Origin of the sequence: Microcoleus sp. Pol8_D6 (assembly GCF_036700965.1) — a bacterium.
Taxonomy (GTDB): domain Bacteria; phylum Cyanobacteriota; class Cyanobacteriia; order Cyanobacteriales; family Microcoleaceae; genus Microcoleus.
Map to the genome: position 1 here is coordinate 62,510 of NZ_JAUBPW010000016.1, position 16,719 is coordinate 79,228.

A 16,719-nucleotide genomic window follows, 5' to 3' on the forward strand; every position below is an offset into this window, starting at 1 on the left:
GATGATTTGTTGACTGTTGACTGTTGATATTAGTTACCGATGCCCAATGCCCAATGCCCAATGCCCAATGATTAATTAAGCGTTTCGAGCCACAAGCAGATAAGTCATCATATCGCCTTTCCCCTTCACTGGAATCACGCCGCGCTCCTCAAAAACGTACTTATCCCGCAGGCGCTCGTAGGTAGCAACTGTCACCTGAATGCTGCCGGGGACACCTTGAGATTCCATCCGGGAAGCTGTATTTACCGTATCTCCCCACAAATCGTAAGTAAATTTTTTAGTACCGATTACCCCAGCTTCTACCGGGCCTGTGTGGATGCCGATGCGGATGCTGAGCGGCTGACCTCCCTTGGTATGTATCTTAGTCATTGCTGCTTGAATTTCCAGCGCCATTTCCGCGATCGACTCGGCGTGATCGTCGCTGGGCGTCGGCAAACCGCCAACCACCATATAAGCATCGCCGATCGTCTTAATTTTCTCAAGTCCGTAGCGCTCGGCCAACTCGTCAAAAGCCGAAAAAATCTCGTTGAGCAACTCCACCAACTGGGCCGGCGATAAATGAGCCGAAAGCTTGGTAAAACCGACCAAATCGGCAAACATCACTGTTACCTCAGCGAAACTGTCTGCGATCGTAATTTCCCCGTGTTTCAGGCGCTGCGCGATCGCCCTCGGTAAAATATTTAACAGCAAACGCTCAGACTTTTCCTTTTCCTGCGCCAACTCATGTAAATATGCCTGTTCCTTATCCCGCAGTCGCTTCTTTTCCAGACAAGCGCTAATCCGAGCCTTAAGCAATACCGGATTGAACGGTTTAGAAAGATAATCCTCCGCGCCCAACTCTATACACCGGACGATACTGTCGATATCGTCCACCGCCGAAATCATAATCACCGGGATATGGCGCAACTTTTCATCCGCCTTCAGACTTTCGAGCACTTGATAGCCGTTCATTTGCGGCATCATAATGTCTAGCAGAACCAAATCAAAAGGCTCTGTTCGCAACATTTCCAGAGCTTGGAGACCATCTTCAGCAACAGTCACCAGATGGCCTTGACGCTGAAGTCGGCGGGCCAGCAAATCGCGGTTTACCTCATTGTCGTCAACAACCAGCACGCTGCCCTCGTCACCTTTCATGTCAGGGCCTCTTTCAGAAGAGTTTCAATTTTACCCAAAAGTCGGGGAAACTCGACCGGTTTAGTGTCATAGTCATTGCAGCCTGCAGCCAGACACTTTTCACGATCGCCCGCCATTGCGTGAGCCGTCAGCGCAATCACCGGAATCCTGCTAGTTTCAGGAGCCGCCTTAATTTGCTGCGTTGCTTGCCACCCGTCTAGAACCGGCAGACTCATATCCATCAGAATCAAATCCGGTACTTTCGCGAGCGCCATCGACACCCCCTCAGCACCGTCAACAGCAATAAAGACCTCGTGTCCCTTGCGGGCCAGACGCCTGGAAAGCATATCCCTATTCATTTCGTTATCTTCGACCAACAGGATTTTAGCCATTGGTGTTCTCCTTGCCTTTCGAGTCGTACCTGCGATCGAACCTGTCATTCACTATAGAGCGAACATCGCGCAACAAAGTATCGCAACTGTAGACTCCCTTTTGTAGCACCCGCTCAACGTAGCCGTTTAGCTGCTGGCTTTCTGCCGGTGTCAAGTCTTTCCCCGTGATCACAACAATCGGTATAGGATCTCCCGAATGGGATTTGCGAATTTCCCCGATCAACTCAAAACCATCCATTTCTGGCAACATCAAATCCAGTAATATCAGGTGCGGGCGAGCAACTTTTAGCCGATCGAGAGCAGCGCGTCCGCTATCAGCTTCCGTTACTGCCCAGCCTTGTGTTTCTAGTACGCATCGCAGTATTTCGCGCGTGGCAACGTCGTCTTCCACAATTAGAATCTGACAGGTCAAATTGTTACTTGCAACCCCGTCTTGGTCGCGTCGGTACTTGTTCAACAAAGCAGCCAGCCGTTTGCCGTCCACTGGTTTGGTGAGGTAGTCCGAGGCACCCAATGCAAAGCCGAGGCTTTTGTTGCCCACAAAGGATAGCAGGATTACGGGAATTTCGGCAAGGTCAGGATCTGCCTTCAGCGCTGAGAGTACCGCCCAGCCGTCCATTCCGGGCATAATCACATCCAGGGTAATGGCGTCTGGCCGTAGTTGCTTAGCCAGCCGGAGAGCTTGCTCGCCACTGCCGGCGACTTCTATGTGCAGTCCTTGGCGACTGAGGGTGCGCTGGATTAAATCCCGCGAGATCGGGTCGTCGTCCACTACCAGCACCGTGCCGACAGCGGGGGCGTCCGGAGGGCTAGTGCTGTCGTGGACTTTGTTGGGGATTTCCGGCTGTTTGATGGCGCTGGGCAAGAGTACGGTAAAAGTTGTGCCTGCGCCCAAGGTGCTGCTGACCTCAATGCTGCCGCCCATCATCTGACAGAAGCGCTGGCTGATTGCTAGTCCCAAACCGGTGCCACCGTACTCGCGGGTAGTCGAAGCATCAGCTTGGGTGAAAGGTTGGAAAACTCGCTCCAATTGCTCTTGTGTCATGCCGATGCCGGTGTCGGCGACGCGGAAACTTAAAAATTCGGAGTTGGAAATTAAAATTTCGGAAGATTCATCTTGATTTTTCATTTTTAATTGTTCATTTTTAATTCTTTCCACTCCGATCGCAATTTTCCCGTTTTGTGTGAACTTGGCAGCGTTGCTGAGCAAATTAAGCAGCACTTGCCGCACTTTTGTCATGTCCGCGTGCATGGTGTCGAGGTTGTCTGGACAGTACACTTCTAGGGTATTACCGTTTTTCTCGACCAGGGGGCTCGCCGTGGCCACAGCACTTTCAATTAAGGTATGGATGTCGAAGGTTTCTAAGTAGAGATCCATTCGACCTGCTTCAATTTTAGAGATATCTAGGATGTCGTCTATCATCGACAGCAGGTGTTTGCCGGCGGTGCGGATTTTTTCGAGGTCGGGGACGAAAGCTTCATCGCCCAATTCTTCGGCTTCTTCTTGGAGCATTTCGCTGTAGCCGATGATGGCATTCAGAGGTGTTCGCAGTTCGTGGCTCATGTTGGCGAGAAATGTGCTTTTTGCCCGGTTGGCTGATTCTGCTGCTTCTAAGGCCAACTGCATGGCGGATTCTGCCTGTTTGCGATCGGTGATGTCTTGGACTGTGCCTTCGTAGTACAAAACGCTGCCGTTTTCGTCGCAGATGCTGCGCGCGTTTTCGGAAATCCAGATCTTGCTACCGTCTCGGCGGTATATTTGGGATTCAAATTTTGACACTTGGCGGCGCGCGCCCAATTGGGCCATAAACTCGGCGCGCCGATGGGGGTTAACGTAAAATTGACGGTTGATATCGGTGAGTTCCGCGAGCATTTGGGTACAGGATTCGTAGCCATAAATTCGGGCTAGTGCGCTATTGCCGCTGAGGTAGTGCCCGGTCGGCGTTGTCTGGAATATGCCTTCGACTGCGTTTTCAAAGATGCTGCGGTATTTTGTTTCGGATTGTCTCAAGGCTGCTTCTGCTCGCTTGCGCTCTAGGGCATTGGCGAGCATTTCTCCTACCATTTTTAGCTGTGTGGATATTGTGGATATTTCGGTTGCTCGACCTACTGTTTGCTGTAAGCCATCGAATCCGATAAATCCTACTAGGTTTTTACTACAAATTAGGGGAATAATTATCAAGGATTGAATATTTCTTAGCTGTTTTTCAAATTCTAAATTATTTAGAAAAGCGCCCCGCGAAGGTATTAAGGCGGTTGCTGTTTGATTGATTGTTTGGGATGGGGAGTCTGTCTGGAATTCGGCTGGATTTTGACCTATAAAATAGCGAATTTCGGCGATTGCTGGGGGCGGGAGTTCGCCGATTTCTGGAATATAGAGGCATTCGGCACGATCGAGTTTTTCTGCGATCCAAGGGATTTGTGCGATCTCTATTGGTTTGTCGGTGCTGTTTTTGACTGCCGGAATGCTTTTGCCGCACCACTCGTAGGTTTTGTGGGCGCGGGTTTTGTCGAATGATAACAGGTAGATGTAACTGCGGTCAAACCCGCTCAAGGTGGCGATCGATTCCAGGGTTCGATCGATGCCTTTGTCTATTTCTGATAAGGGCTGGCTGATGAAATGGGTTGACAAACGGGAAATCAACTGAGCGAATTCTATTCGATACTGCAAAGATTCTTCTACTTTTTTGAGTTGGGTAACGTCTCGAAAGCTCCAGACTCTACCGACTGTTTTCGCTCCGACTTTTGATGGCAACGAATTTAATTCAAGAATTTTTCCGTCTTTGAATTCTAATAATTCGCTGATTTGAGTATCTGAATCTGCCGACACTTTAATCACGTTTGGGAGAAATCTTTGCGGGTATTTCAATTGTTCCCTGTCGAAGGGGAATCCTGTTGTGAGCGTGTTTGTGAGTGTGGCGAAGGTCGATCGGCTCAACTTTCCTTGGCTGGCGGACAACCCCCACATCTCTAGAAATTTCTGATTATAATTACATATTTTGCCGTTTCTGTCAACCGCCAGAATTCCTGCATCTGTAGATTTTAGAACTGCTTGCAGTATCGAGAGCGATTGCTTGTGTTCTCTAATGTCAAAAAACACCAAGACTGATATTTCGCGGCCGTCAACTGCGGGATGGAAAAAATAGGAAACTGGTAACATCTTGCCGTCGCGACACAAAAACTCGTCGTCCCAGTTGTTGCAAGGTTGACTGGAAGCGATCGCCTCTTGTAAATCTAGTGTAGGTGCGATCGTCGCATCTTCAGTCTTGCTTGGCGACTGTTTCGGAGCCGTCAAAACTTGGGATTTGTTGCCTTTGTTTTGCTTCCCGATGCGCTCTAGCAGGGAAACGCCTGCAAGTTCCGATTCTCGCCATCCCAGCAAGCGTTCTGCCTCTGGATTCACCGAGATTACACAGCCCTTCGCGTCAAGGATACACAATCCCGCCCCCAAACTGTTGACACTCGCCCGCAGTCGATCGAATTCTGAAGCTGTTGGAGAGTCTTGAGGGGACTGGGGCGAGTCAGTTAAATCCTTTAATGCCACCGTCTCCAAGTTAAAACAATCTTCCTGCTGAAGTTCTTGCTGACTCTGAACTCGGTCATAGCTACAACTTACCTGCTCTAATAAAAGCTGCCACTGCTCAGCAGTGGGAGGAGGAGACTCGCCGACTAAACCGAGGTGTTCGAGTTGGCGCTGGAGGTGGGGGTGCATATTTTCTGGCGCTTTGTAGGCAACTTTCTACAGTATATCTTTTTAATTAATAGTATATATACGTAGGTATACCGTTAGGGGACAAGTACGCGATCGAAGTCTATCACAGGTTTTATTGAGAAGCCGAGGGATCCTGTCTCCTCTCCCAAATCTTTCAAACTGCGCTAATTATATTAATTCTCAGAACTTTTAACGGTTGTCAACCAACCAATGCTCTGAATGTCGGCAGCACGCTCAAAAATAATAATATCATCTTATCAAGTCAATACTCAGGAAAGTTTTGGTAACGATACTGTAGCAATCATTGCAGGAGTCGTAAATTTTTTACCCCACCCCAACCCTCCCCTTATCAAGGGGAGGGAGTAAGAAATTCACAAATGATTTAGGATGACTATACACGCTTTATAGGGCAAGGAGCCTAAAAAAGTCGAATTAAATGCAAGCCCAGGGTGGATCTGACATTGATTTAATTATCCACAGTCGATCACAGTCAAGCGAGAATCAGCCATTGGGCTATAGAAAAACTGTTCGGAGTATTAATCAAGTGAGCTTAGCCTCAAAAACTAGGTGGCAGCCAAAAAACGATCGCGGACGCGGGAACTGGACAGAAAAATTTCTTATTCCCATGCCAGCGGAAACGATTTCAGCATTTTTCGTATTTACTCATAAATTAATTAGGGTGATCTAACCCGCCCTCATCTTCTACGTCTACAGCAATTCTAAATTATTTGTGAATTTATTACTCCCTCCCTTTACCAAGGATATGGTTGAGGTGGGGTAAAAATTTTACGACTGATTTAAAATTACTCTATTTTAGAAAAACCCCGGAAAAAAGCTGAGTTGATAATGTGATAAATTATAGGTCAAGTCTCCTAACTGCTAGCCAAATAATCAGCCTATTGTGGAGGTAAATAAAAGTTGCAGACATCGAAAATAACTGTCAAATAAATATTATTCGTCAGACTTTTCGGTTGAGATTGAAAGGTCGGTGAAAATAGCTGGCAGCCTAATTGTAAAAGTAGAACCTTTATCCAACTCGCTGAATGCGGTAATGTCTCCGCCCATCATTTCGCAGAATTTCTTAGTAATCGTCAGCCCCAAACCAGTGCCGCCGTACTTCTTAGTAGTTGAAGAATCGGCTTGCGTGAAAGGCTCAAAGATTCTGGCTAACTGTTCGGGACTCATGCCAATGCCGGTATCTTTGACTGTAAAAATGATCCAATCTTGAGCGGAAGATAACAGAGACAAGCTATTTTCAGCTTGGTCACCTCCTCTGTACGCTCCAAGTTTTTTGCCTTTGTTTGCAGGGTCGGCGGAGGTTTCGCCGGATCGGGTAACGGCGAAGGTAATCGCGCCGGAGCAAGTAAATTTCGCGGCATTGCTGAGGATGTTGAGCAGAGACTGCCGGAGTTTAGTCAAGTCGGTCTGCATCGAGCCAATATCCTCGGGGCATTGTATTTCTACAATATTGCTATTTTTGTCTGCCGTCGGCTTGATCGTGGCAACTACTTCCTCAACCAGAGTTGAAATGGTGAAGGTTTCGACGTGCAAGTCGGTGCGGCCTGCTTCAATTTTGGTCAAGTCGAGAATATCTTTAATCAGCGCGAGTAGGTGCTGGCCGGCCGTATTAATTCTCTGGAGGTCGTCGATGAACTCTTCGGCACCAAGGTCTCGGGCGTCTTCTTGCAGGATCTCGCTGTAGCCAATGATGGCGTTGAGGGGGGTTCTGAGTTCGTGACTCATGTTGGCGAGAAAAATGCTTTTGGATCTATTTGCAGCTTCGGCGGCTAATGCGGCGCGGCGGAATTCTTCGGAACGCAAGCGTTCGGTGATGTCGGTGGTCATGATTAAAATGCACTGAGTGTTGCCGAGGTGGATGAGTTCCACTGACAGCAGCCAGTCGCGCACTTCGCCGGCTTTGGTGCGAATTTTGATTTCTTGGTTGCTGATCGAATTTTGTGATTGCAAAATCTGGGCCAGCCGCCGCCCGTCTTCTGAATAAACCAACATTCCTAAGTCGCTGGGAGTGCGGCCGATAAATTCGTGCCGCAGCCAGCCTAATGAGCGCAAAAAGCTTTCATTGGCATCGAGGAAGCATCCGTCTGTGAGGGTGCAGATGCTGATCCCAACTGGGGAGGCGTGAAAGGCCTTGGAAAATCTTTCTTCTGAAGAACGCAGGGCGGCTTCGGCTTGCTTTCTGTCTGTGATGTCTTGGACGGTGCTGGTGATGTAGAGGGAGTTGACATCGGCTTGTTCGTAGACTGTGCGGTTGCTACCGTCGGGGAGTATGAGCCTGTAGTCGATGCTGTAAGGCTGTTGCTGAAATAAAGCGGCTTCGATCGAGGTTTTGACTAATTCTCGGTCTTCAGGGTGCACGTATTCCAAGAAGGCTTCCAGGCTGGGTTCAAAACTTCCCGGTTGCTGTCCTAGGATGCGGTAAATTTCCTCTGACCACCGCAATTGCTGGGCGTTGCGGTCTAAGTCCCAGTTGCCTAGCTGGGCGATGCGTTGGGCGTTAGCGAGGCTGGCTTCGCTGGCGCGCAGGGAGACTTCTGCTTGGTGGCGTTCGGCGACGGTGGCAGCTAGAACTAAGCCGGTGACGGCGATGACGGCGATGAAGGCTTGCAGGGATAACAGTGCTTGGGGGATACTGCTGGCGTGTTTTAGGAAGGGGCCGCTGCCTCGGGCGATACCCCAGATGGCGAAGCCACAGAGGATGAGGTTGGAGAGGGCTGTGTAGCGCTGACCGAATCGAAAGGCAGCCCAAACTACTAGGGGAAATGGTAAGTATTCGAGGGGATAGCGGGCGTAGGCGGCGCGGGTGCGGGAGCAAAAGACGAGCCATCCGACTGCTAGTAGCAGCAGCAGCCAAATCGCTCGTTCAACTATCTGTTTGCGATGGGTGGGGACTTTGGGCAATTGTTGCCACGTCAGGAGCAGCGGGGCGACGAGCACAATTCCCATAGCGTCTCCGACCCACCAAGTCCCCCAAATCGTGCCAAAATCGCTCCAGCTAGATATACCACTCAGGCATACGAGGATGCTGCCGATGGTGGAGCTGATCAGCGTAGATCCCAAGGCTGCTAGCCCGACTATTCCTAAAACGTCTTTGAGCCGATCGAGCCCGGCGCTAAAGTTAAGGCCTTGGAGTAGATAAGTTCCCGTCCACGCTTGCAGGCTTCTGGCGGCTGCCGATATCAATGCCGTGGCGATGTTGGCCGATGGTACGTTCATGCTGAACAGGAAGCCTCCGATCGCAATTCCCGGCCACAGTTGCCGCCCAAACAGCAGCAGGGCGACTTGGGCAATTCCTGCTGCTGGCCACATCGGGTAAATTTCTGAACTGAGGGTGAGGGTGGAAATGGCGAATTGCGACGCCCCATAGTAGACCAGGGCGATCGCACCTACTGCGAGGAAGTACCGCCAGGAATGTCCTTTGATTGCATTAAGGAACTTTGTCTGCATGGTCGTTTAGGGAAAAGGTGGACGCTTGTTGGGATCTCAGTAGGTGGCACGGGACAGGCAGAGGGTAGAGAAAATGTTTCTATTAGGTGATGGTAGGTCATGGGTGGTAGGTACTGGGAGAAGCTTTTGAGCTAACTTTTTGTAGTGCCGTTGAGGGAGCGGTTTTTTTGTTCGATCAAATCTGCCCATGAATTTCGGGAGTATCGCTTTTTTGTAAATATATCTCTAATGGCTAAGCAATTGGTTTGTAAATTTTTGGTTTTTGTTAAAAATTTATTACCGAGCGACAGTGGGTGTCTTTTTGTGTCGGGGGATCGTAACTCAATGCACCCTAACATCTTGCACCATGCTCAATAATACCTAAAATACCTAAAATACCAATAACAGCGACGTAAAATCTCTGCTTTTAGGTAAGTTTGAGGCAATAAACACGGTTTTTGATTAGAAGTACAGGCGGTAGTGATTTTCACTAGATTTGTAACCAATCAATCTAGGTTTTAAGTCTTTCGATGGAATACAATGAAAGCGGATATATTACAGAAAAAAAATATTTTTTCTTTTCTATTTCTCTTTGGCTGTTGCAATATCTAAGGTTAGTGTCAAACGCTCTTGAGATTCTTTAAGGGCGTCTTGGGGGTTGCGGCCGAGAAGGGTTGCTTCTATGGCGCGACCGAGGTTTTCTGACAGGCGGGAGTAACCTGATATAATGGGTCGCGCTCTGGCTGAGTTCATTTGTTCTAAAAATACTCGCAAAACAGGGTTTTTTTCCACAAAGCTTTGATAAGCTTGGCTCTGTCTCGATTTTAAGTTAATGGGTAAATAACCTGTTCCCAATGCCCATGCTGTTTGGAATTCTTCACCTATAACGTATTCTAAGAATACTAGGGCTGCTCGCTCTCGTTCTGGCGAGGTTTTCATTAAAAATATGTTTTCACCCCCTACGACGGCTGCAGGGCGTTTGAGGAGCGGTAAAGGCATTGCTGCGTAGTCGATCGCGCTTTGCTGCAACTGTGCTAGCGTCCACGGCCCGGTGATTTGCATGGCGACTTTCCCGGCGATGAAATTGTCGAGTTCGTAACCGCGTTCGGGTGCTGACAATATTGCTGAACCTTCTTTTAACAAGTCGCTCCACAATTCTAAGGCGGCGTGAGAACCGGGATTATCGATTTGGGGTACAGGACTTTGAGGTATTTCGCCTTTGAATTCGCCGCCTGCGCTGAACATGAATGGCAGCCAGGTAAATACTGTCCATTCTCCTTTGCCTAGGGGTAGCACTATGCCGTGTTGGTCTGTGCGTCCGTCTCCGTTGATGTCTCGCGTGAGCGATCGGGCTACTTGCTTTAATTGCGCCCAATTCTGCGGCACTTTTTTGATTCCTGCTGCTGCAAATAAGCTGGGACGGTAAAATATGGCGACGTTGTTTGTGCCTAGGGGAACTGACCAAGTATGTCCGCCGAGTTCCATTGACTCGAAGAGTGCCGGGTCGATTTCGGCTTTCCGGGGCGATTTGTCGAGCCAGTTTTCTAAGGGCACAATGGCGTCGAGTTCTGCTAGTTTTCCTGCAATTGAGGGGCCATTCCACAGCAAATCCGGCGGTGCATTTCCAACTATTGCTGTTAGTATTTTTGGGAGTTGTTGGTCTGGCTGACCGATGTAAACTGGTTTGATATGGATGTTGGGATGTGTTTTGTTGAATTGGTCTGTGAGGGTTTGAAATACGTCGCGATTTGGCGGAGGATTGATACCGTGCCACAGTATGAGTTCGATCGGCTCGCCGTTTTTTGATGCGGGTGTGATGCTGTTTTGACAGCCGCTTAATATTAGCAGATTTAAGGTAATTAAAATGCAGATCGCTAGTTTGAGTTGTCTTTTAATTGCTTTGGATAATTTGGATAATATCATTTTTTAGTTAGATTCAGGGAAGAAGATTTTTTTAACCGCAGATGAACGGGGATGGACGCGGATAGTTAGAGGTTGGGAAAAGGAGCTAAATCTCGAAAATCTGCTGGTAGCTGATTTCTTTCTCCATAGGAGGTGTTTTGAAACAAAACGGTGAAAGCTCCTGCTCCTAGTCTATCTTGTGGCCACATCCGATAGCAAGGAATTTCTGTCAGGTGCGATCGATATTTTTCTAAATGAGGAACAGAGGCTGGCTGAAAATCGGGGAATTTGCTTAACAGCCATTGGCTGAATTGTTCATTTTCTGCGGTTGAATAAGTGCAGGTCATGTATGCAAGATAACCTTGGGGCGCTACAATTTTAGCAGAATTGGCTAAAATTATTTTTTGGCGGTTGGCATTGCTGTTGATGGTGACATGATGAAAGCAGCCGGGTGCTTTGTCTCCTTTTGCTAAAAGTGATTGACCAGTACAAGGAGCATCTACTATTACTAAATTAGCCGTTTGTGGCATCCTTTCGGCAAGTATTTTTGAATCGACGTTGGCGGCGGATGGTAGAATTTGGCAGCGTCTTAAATTAGAGATAAACATTCCGATGCGTTTGCCTATGGCTTCGTTGCACAACAGGAATTCTGGGTTTAATGTTTTCCATGAAAATATACTTTTTCCTCCGGGGGCGGTGCACATATCTAAGATTAGTTTGATTGACTGCGGTATTGTTAATAAGGTGGAGGTGGCGAAGATTGAGGAAAAGTCTAGACAGTAGTAATGTCCTGCTTGATGTAAGGAATGTTTTCCCGGCTGGGATTCTCAGGCTAGTCTATTTACAAATTACGGTTGCCAAGAAACGGGAATTTCGACAGTAAATGGATTTTCTGTGGGTTTTGGTTGCAGCCACAAGATGACAGGATTAAAAGCTTGGGGATTGGTAACAGGCTGAATAAATTTTTCTTGTTCTGCGGTGTCGGCAAATAAGCTGCGGCTGAGTTTAAACATGAGATTCGGCGGTTTTCCATGTTCGAGGAGATATGATAAGATTGAGATTAGCAGTGACAAAGGTAAATGAGATGATAATTCCTAGTGTAAAACAGTTGTAGTTAACTTGGATAGGATGGATGGAAATGTTGTTGCTTCTATCAAACCCATTGATTTGGAGCGTTTGAGTCTGGCTGCATCTGAGTACCAATCGAGCTCCTTTTTGCCGATCGCACAACTCGGAACTATTCTCGAAGTGTATAATCGAGAAGCAAACTACTATTGTTTGAGCTGACAAATAAACATTACATGAGTCCGGAAGGTAAAAATACTCATAAACTCGCTTCTATCATAGCTGCTACGCGCTGAATAGTCTCTATAATATACTAGGGTTTTTTGCCATTACCTACTTGATGACTAATGAGTAATGACTGAGGACTACTTACTAATAACGAAGAATCTATGAAAATTGTCTTTTTTGGCACTCCCGATTTTGCGGTTCCTACTTTATCTAGCTTGCTAAGTCACCCAAAATTTGAAGTTGTGGGTGTGGTGACTCAGCCGGACAAACGTCGGGGAAGAGGGAATCAATTGATGCCTTCACCTGTAAAAGATGTGGCTTTAAATCACAGTCTCCCGGTTTGGCAGCCACGCCGAATTAAGAAGGATTCTGAAACGCTTGCTAAGTTGCGGGAAGCGGAGGCGGATGTGTTTGTGGTGGTGGCTTACGGCCAAATTCTTTCTCAAGAAATTCTGGATATTCCTAGTTTGGCTTGCGTTAACGTTCACGGTTCAATTTTGCCGAAGTATCGCGGTGCAGCACCGATTCAGCGCTGTCTTTTTGACGGGGAAAAGACAACAGGAATTACTACTATGCTGATGGATGCTGGGATGGATACTGGGGCGATGCTATTGAAGGCTTTTGCTGGTATTTCACTGTTGGATAATGCTGATTCTTTGGCGGATAGGTTGGCGGAAGTTGGGGCGGATTTGTTGATAGAAACTTTGGTGAAATTGAGGGACGACCAAATTGAAGCTGTTGTTCAAAATGATGCTGAGGCGACTTATGCGCCGATGATTAAGAGTGCGGATTATGTGCTGGATTGGTCGAAAAGTGCGATCGACCTTCACAATCAAGTTAGGGGCTTTTTTCCGGATTGCACAACCAGTTTTCGCGGCAATTCTCTGAAGGTGATAGCTACTGTGCCCGTCGGGCCGGAATATTGGCTGCAATTACCGCCGGATTTGAGGGTTTTGGAACGCGATTGGCCTGTTTTGGATCAGTTGTCGGGCGGAAATGGGGAAGTTGTCAAGGTTGTGAAGGGCTTGGGGGCGATCGTCCAAACCGGTGATGGTTTATTATTGTTGCGGGAGGTGCAGTTAGCGGGGAAAAAGGTGCAGTCTGGAGTGGATTTTGCGAACGGAACTCGGTTGGCGGTAGGGGAAATTTTTGGGGGTTAAATTGTATGTTTAGGGCGGGTCTCCTGCCCACCCCACAATATTTGGAAGCAAAATCATCTTGTAATTAGATGCGCGACAGTTGACCTAAAATTCGACCAAAACTTCCTCGGCGTCGCCCAACAAACCCTGCGCCGCCTCTAACATACTCTCAGCAACATCTTTCAAATCTTCGCGACTTGCTAAATAAGTTTTCAAAGCTTCTAACGGTTCTATACTATTATTAGCATTCAATTCTGGCAACCGCGGCCTCGCTAGCTGACTGACTAATTCCGGTTGGATTGTGTAGCTGTGCGCTTCGCCCAGAAGTGCGTGCAATTCTCCGTTGTCAATTAAATCTAATTGTTCCGATCGCAATTGGTAAATTAATCTAACTACTGCGTCTTGAATTTCCTTCTTGCCAATAGCTTTAACTAACTCGGCTTGCGGGTTTTCAGATTCGGAAACATTCACTTTAATAGTCTGAAATACCCGCACGGGCAACGTGCAAAATTCCCACTCCGCTTTTCCCCGTTCCAAATTAACTAACACAAAACCTTTATCTTCTTTCTCTTCGCTAAAATCAACTCGTTCGATACTTCCCGGATAAATTACGGGCGGATTGTTGGAAGCATTGAGATTTTGGTGTTTGTGTACGTGGCCGAGAGCAACGTAATCAAAACAAGGGCGAGTTAGCATGGAAACAGGAATGTTAAAACCTTTGCCAACTGCTAAAAAACGTTCGGCGCCCAGACTTGCTTTATCTGCCATTAAGTGCGCTAAAAGTACGGTTGGTATGTCGGGGTTGAGGCGGCGAATTTCGCCTTCCATTGCGATCGTCAGTTTTTCGGTTAATAATTGATTAACATCGCCCATAGACAGGCTTTCAGTCTCGGAACGTGTCATTAAGGTCGATCGAGTCAACCAAGGTAATGTTACCACCTGTACGGGGCCGCTGCGGGTTTGAATCAGGTGAGTGTCCAGGCGATCGCCTACAATAAACTTAGGTATTCCCAAAGTCCGGTAAATTCCCAAACTCGCGCCGCCTTGTCCCTGAGAATGCTGATCGTGATTTCCTACTAGCAAAACCGTCGGAATTTGGGCGTCCACCAAGCGGCTGAATTGGCAAGCAAAAGCCTCTTTTACAAACGGCGGTGGCGTTGAATCCGGGAAAGCATCGCCGCCGAATATGACTAAATCTACGGGTTCAGAAATTGCTCTATCCATACATTTGCTCAGCGTCGCCGCGAAGTCTTCCAGCCGCGTATTTAAACCGGTTTCTGGATTAATCCGGCCGTGGGAAAAGCCGCTGCCCATGTGAATGTCGGAAAGGTGTAAGATTTTAATCATTGTTTTTTCTATTTGTTAGTTATCGTTTCGGTTGCTAGTGAGGACTTCAGTCCTCAAAAAAAAAACTTGCATTCCTGACTGCGAATTAAAGAAAGTTTTTTTTTCATACATCACAATATGATGCCGGGTACTTTTTGATAAACTTGTGCGATCGGGCAGCGAAAATCTATACTCATTAACTCTAACTCATCTCCTTGTCGGTAAGTCTGAGAACTCCAATTTCCCTCAGCGTTGACGCGAAAACACTCTATTTTGATTTCTGATTGAGTTATGAGCACGTATTCCTGCAAACTCGGAGAAGTTTGGTAATCGGCAAATTTATCGCCTCTGTCAAAAGCTGCTGTTGAGGGCGACAATACCTCAACTACCAAAGATGGATATAAAATGAAATCTTCAGTAGAACTTGTATCTCTTTCGTCGCAAGTCACAGCTACATCAGGATAGTAATAGCAATTTGCCTCTTCCAGTCGGACTTTTATATCTGATGATAAAACTAAGCAGTCGGTGTTATCTAAGTGATTTCCCAGTCGCCTTACTAAGTTGCTAGCAATAATAATGTGAGGCTTTTTTGCCCCCGTCATTGCATAAACGTGTCCGCCTCTGTATTCGTGTTTGATGGGGCTTACTCGCTCGCCTTCTAGGTACTCTTCTGGAGAGATGTAGAAATTATTTTTGCTAACAAACATTGATTTTTCCACCGATATTTTTATTTGCCACTATTGGTTAATAATCGCACACCCGGCTGGGAAACGGCACTGCCTTTTCCCTACAAATTTAACAAAACTCCAAAAATCGGGCGTGCCACAGTTTGCCGCTTTCCGTCAAACCCTGCGATCGCACTTTAATTTTGACACTTTTGGGGTTAGCCTCGTAGAGTCGGGCAATTTGCTGCATTTCCTCCCCGCTAAAACCCGTTCCCACGGTTCCTACTGGGACTAATTTGCCATCAATTTCTTGCGCTACTTTGACGGCGCTAAACGGCCGCCCCGCAACTTTTGTCGGCGTCAAACCCACAATAAACAAATCGTGTTCTTGACAGTATTTAGTTCTCACCATCGGATATTTCTTAACATCTTTGCCGCCGACATACTGGCAGTTGTGCAACACCCAAACTTCGCCTTCTTTATTTTCAGATTCCTGCTGATTTGCCAGGACGATTTTTTCGGCGGTGGTGCGAAATGTCGGTACAACTTCAAAGGCTGGGAATAAATTCGCCAGCATTTCGCCAACTTCAACTCCCGCGGTAATTCGTTCGGATTCTGCCACGGTAGTTAAATCATTGCCTTTGAAAAACAAACTTTTAAAAATAGCATAAATTGCGTTAGGCTGAGTAGTCGGAAAACCGCTTTCAATATTAACCGTAGCAGCTTGCGCCCCCGTGCGGTGTTCGCTACCCGTACAGCTTTTGTAATACAGTTCGCCGTCTAAAACAAAGGTGCCAATTTTAGCGGCTGTGTCGATTAATGTGCGATCGATCTCAATCGATGCCTGTTGCCGCAGGTTAGTCGATCGCGATTGGTAGTATACTTTATCTGGCGTCGCAATGACCACTACTCGATTGCCGTCGCGCTTGGGCTGTCCCCAGTAATCGGGATTTTCGATGTAATAAGAACGTTCACTGGGCGCGTCAACTGGCTGCATCGTGACAATCCTTCCCGGCTGCAAGTGCGCCGGCAATTCGGGAACAATCGGATGGTAGACAGTTTCTATTTTTGGGGCGGAAGTTGATTGTTTAGCAGGATCGATATCGGCGGTAGAATTGTTTCGAGTATTGAGGGCGATCGGCTTTTCTCCGGTTTCCAATTCAAACGCTCTTTTCCAAAAGCCGATCGCCATTTCGGGGTATCCTTCCGACTCCGCACACAGCGCAAAACCAATAACTTTTGCCGTACCAATTCCGCGCCCGTAATCAGCTAAATACTGCACGGCCCCCGCTTCTCCCATCAAGTGCAATCCTCGCGTCACGATGCGATTGTTCCAGCGTTCTCGAATGTCGGCGCTAATTTTTTTAGCTGCTTTTCGCTTGGCTTCTGCGTATTCGGTGCAGTCCATACTGCCTCCTTTATGTAGGGCTATTTATATACTATACTAAAGATTGATTTATTAGTCAAGATTGAGTTTACAATTAGGTTATGTGAATAAATTTAACTCTTTCATTGGTGAACTAGATTTATTTTTTCACCGCAGAGGCGCAGAGGGCACAGAGGAAGAGAAGAAAGAGATAGTCAAGCGCGGTAATCTGTTGGCTGCCAATGCTAAGATAACTTCAATCGCGCATTGCGACCAATAAAGCCGTGAGTTGTGTCTTACTCGCGTTGAGTTCGCGAACTTGCGATCGGACATTTCAGAATTTAAGATCGAGTTTAATCTTACTGTT

The 16,719-nt window shown here is 47.3% G+C and carries 12 protein-coding genes; 2 read left to right on the top strand and 10 right to left on the bottom strand.

Features of this window, described 5'->3' with window-relative positions; genetic code table 11:
• Positions 1 to 75: 75 nt before the first annotated feature.
• From QUA10_RS09380 to QUA10_RS09410, 7 genes are all read right to left on the bottom strand, one after another.
• Entirely contained in the window at positions 76 to 1,134 is a 1,059-nt protein-coding gene (locus QUA10_RS09380; protein ID WP_333082594.1) for an adenylate/guanylate cyclase domain-containing protein, read from the bottom strand.
• Positions 1,131 to 1,505, bottom strand: coding sequence for a response regulator (locus QUA10_RS09385; protein WP_015177895.1), 375 nt, complete (start codon positions 1,503 to 1,505; stop codon positions 1,131 to 1,133). The genes QUA10_RS09380 and QUA10_RS09385 overlap by 4 nt, the downstream gene beginning before the upstream one ends.
• Positions 1,498 to 5,217 (bottom strand): response regulator, encoded by a 3,720-nt coding sequence (locus QUA10_RS09390; RefSeq protein ID WP_333082595.1) that lies wholly within the window; start codon positions 5,215 to 5,217, stop codon positions 1,498 to 1,500. Before QUA10_RS09390 ends, QUA10_RS09385 begins: the two co-directional genes overlap by 8 nt.
• Before the next feature lie 951 nt (positions 5,218 to 6,168).
• Positions 6,169 to 8,682, bottom strand: a complete 2,514-nt coding sequence (locus tag QUA10_RS09395) for an MASE1 domain-containing protein (RefSeq protein WP_333082596.1) — start codon at positions 8,680 to 8,682, stop codon at positions 6,169 to 6,171.
• A 561-nt stretch (positions 8,683 to 9,243) separates the two neighbouring features.
• Positions 9,244 to 10,584 (bottom strand): ABC transporter substrate-binding protein, encoded by a 1,341-nt coding sequence (locus QUA10_RS09400; protein WP_333082597.1) that lies wholly within the window; start codon positions 10,582 to 10,584, stop codon positions 9,244 to 9,246.
• A 65-nt stretch (positions 10,585 to 10,649) separates the two neighbouring features.
• Positions 10,650 to 11,324, bottom strand: coding sequence for an RsmB/NOP family class I SAM-dependent RNA methyltransferase (locus tag QUA10_RS09405; protein ID WP_333082616.1), 675 nt, complete (start codon positions 11,322 to 11,324; stop codon positions 10,650 to 10,652).
• 87 nt (positions 11,325 to 11,411) lie between these two features.
• A complete protein-coding gene (locus QUA10_RS09410; protein ID WP_333082598.1) occupies positions 11,412 to 11,576 on the bottom strand; it encodes a hypothetical protein in 165 nt (54 codons plus the stop codon).
• Between the two features lie 115 nt (positions 11,577 to 11,691).
• Between QUA10_RS09410 and QUA10_RS09415 the strand changes: the two genes are divergently transcribed.
• Together QUA10_RS09415 and fmt are read left to right on the top strand one after the other, a co-directional pair.
• Positions 11,692 to 11,850, top strand: coding sequence for a hypothetical protein (locus QUA10_RS09415; protein WP_333082600.1), 159 nt, complete (start codon positions 11,692 to 11,694; stop codon positions 11,848 to 11,850).
• A gap of 167 nt (positions 11,851 to 12,017) precedes the next feature.
• Positions 12,018 to 13,016 carry a methionyl-tRNA formyltransferase gene (fmt, locus tag QUA10_RS09420; RefSeq protein ID WP_333082601.1) on the top strand — a complete coding sequence of 333 codons (999 nt, stop codon included), beginning with the start codon at positions 12,018 to 12,020 and terminating at the stop codon, positions 13,014 to 13,016.
• Positions 13,017 to 13,100: 84 nt separating this feature from the next.
• Here the strand turns inward: fmt and QUA10_RS09425 are convergent, their stop codons facing one another.
• From QUA10_RS09425 to QUA10_RS09435, 3 genes are all read right to left on the bottom strand, one after another.
• Positions 13,101 to 14,342, bottom strand: a complete 1,242-nt coding sequence (locus tag QUA10_RS09425) for an exonuclease SbcCD subunit D (RefSeq protein WP_333082602.1) — start codon at positions 14,340 to 14,342, stop codon at positions 13,101 to 13,103.
• 110 nt (positions 14,343 to 14,452) lie between these two features.
• Positions 14,453 to 15,028, bottom strand: a complete 576-nt coding sequence (locus QUA10_RS09430) for a Uma2 family endonuclease (RefSeq protein WP_333082603.1) — start codon at positions 15,026 to 15,028, stop codon at positions 14,453 to 14,455.
• Between the two features lie 88 nt (positions 15,029 to 15,116).
• A complete protein-coding gene (locus tag QUA10_RS09435) occupies positions 15,117 to 16,394 on the bottom strand; it encodes an ATP-dependent DNA ligase (protein WP_333082604.1) in 1,278 nt (425 codons plus the stop codon).
• Positions 16,395 to 16,719 lie beyond the last annotated feature (325 nt).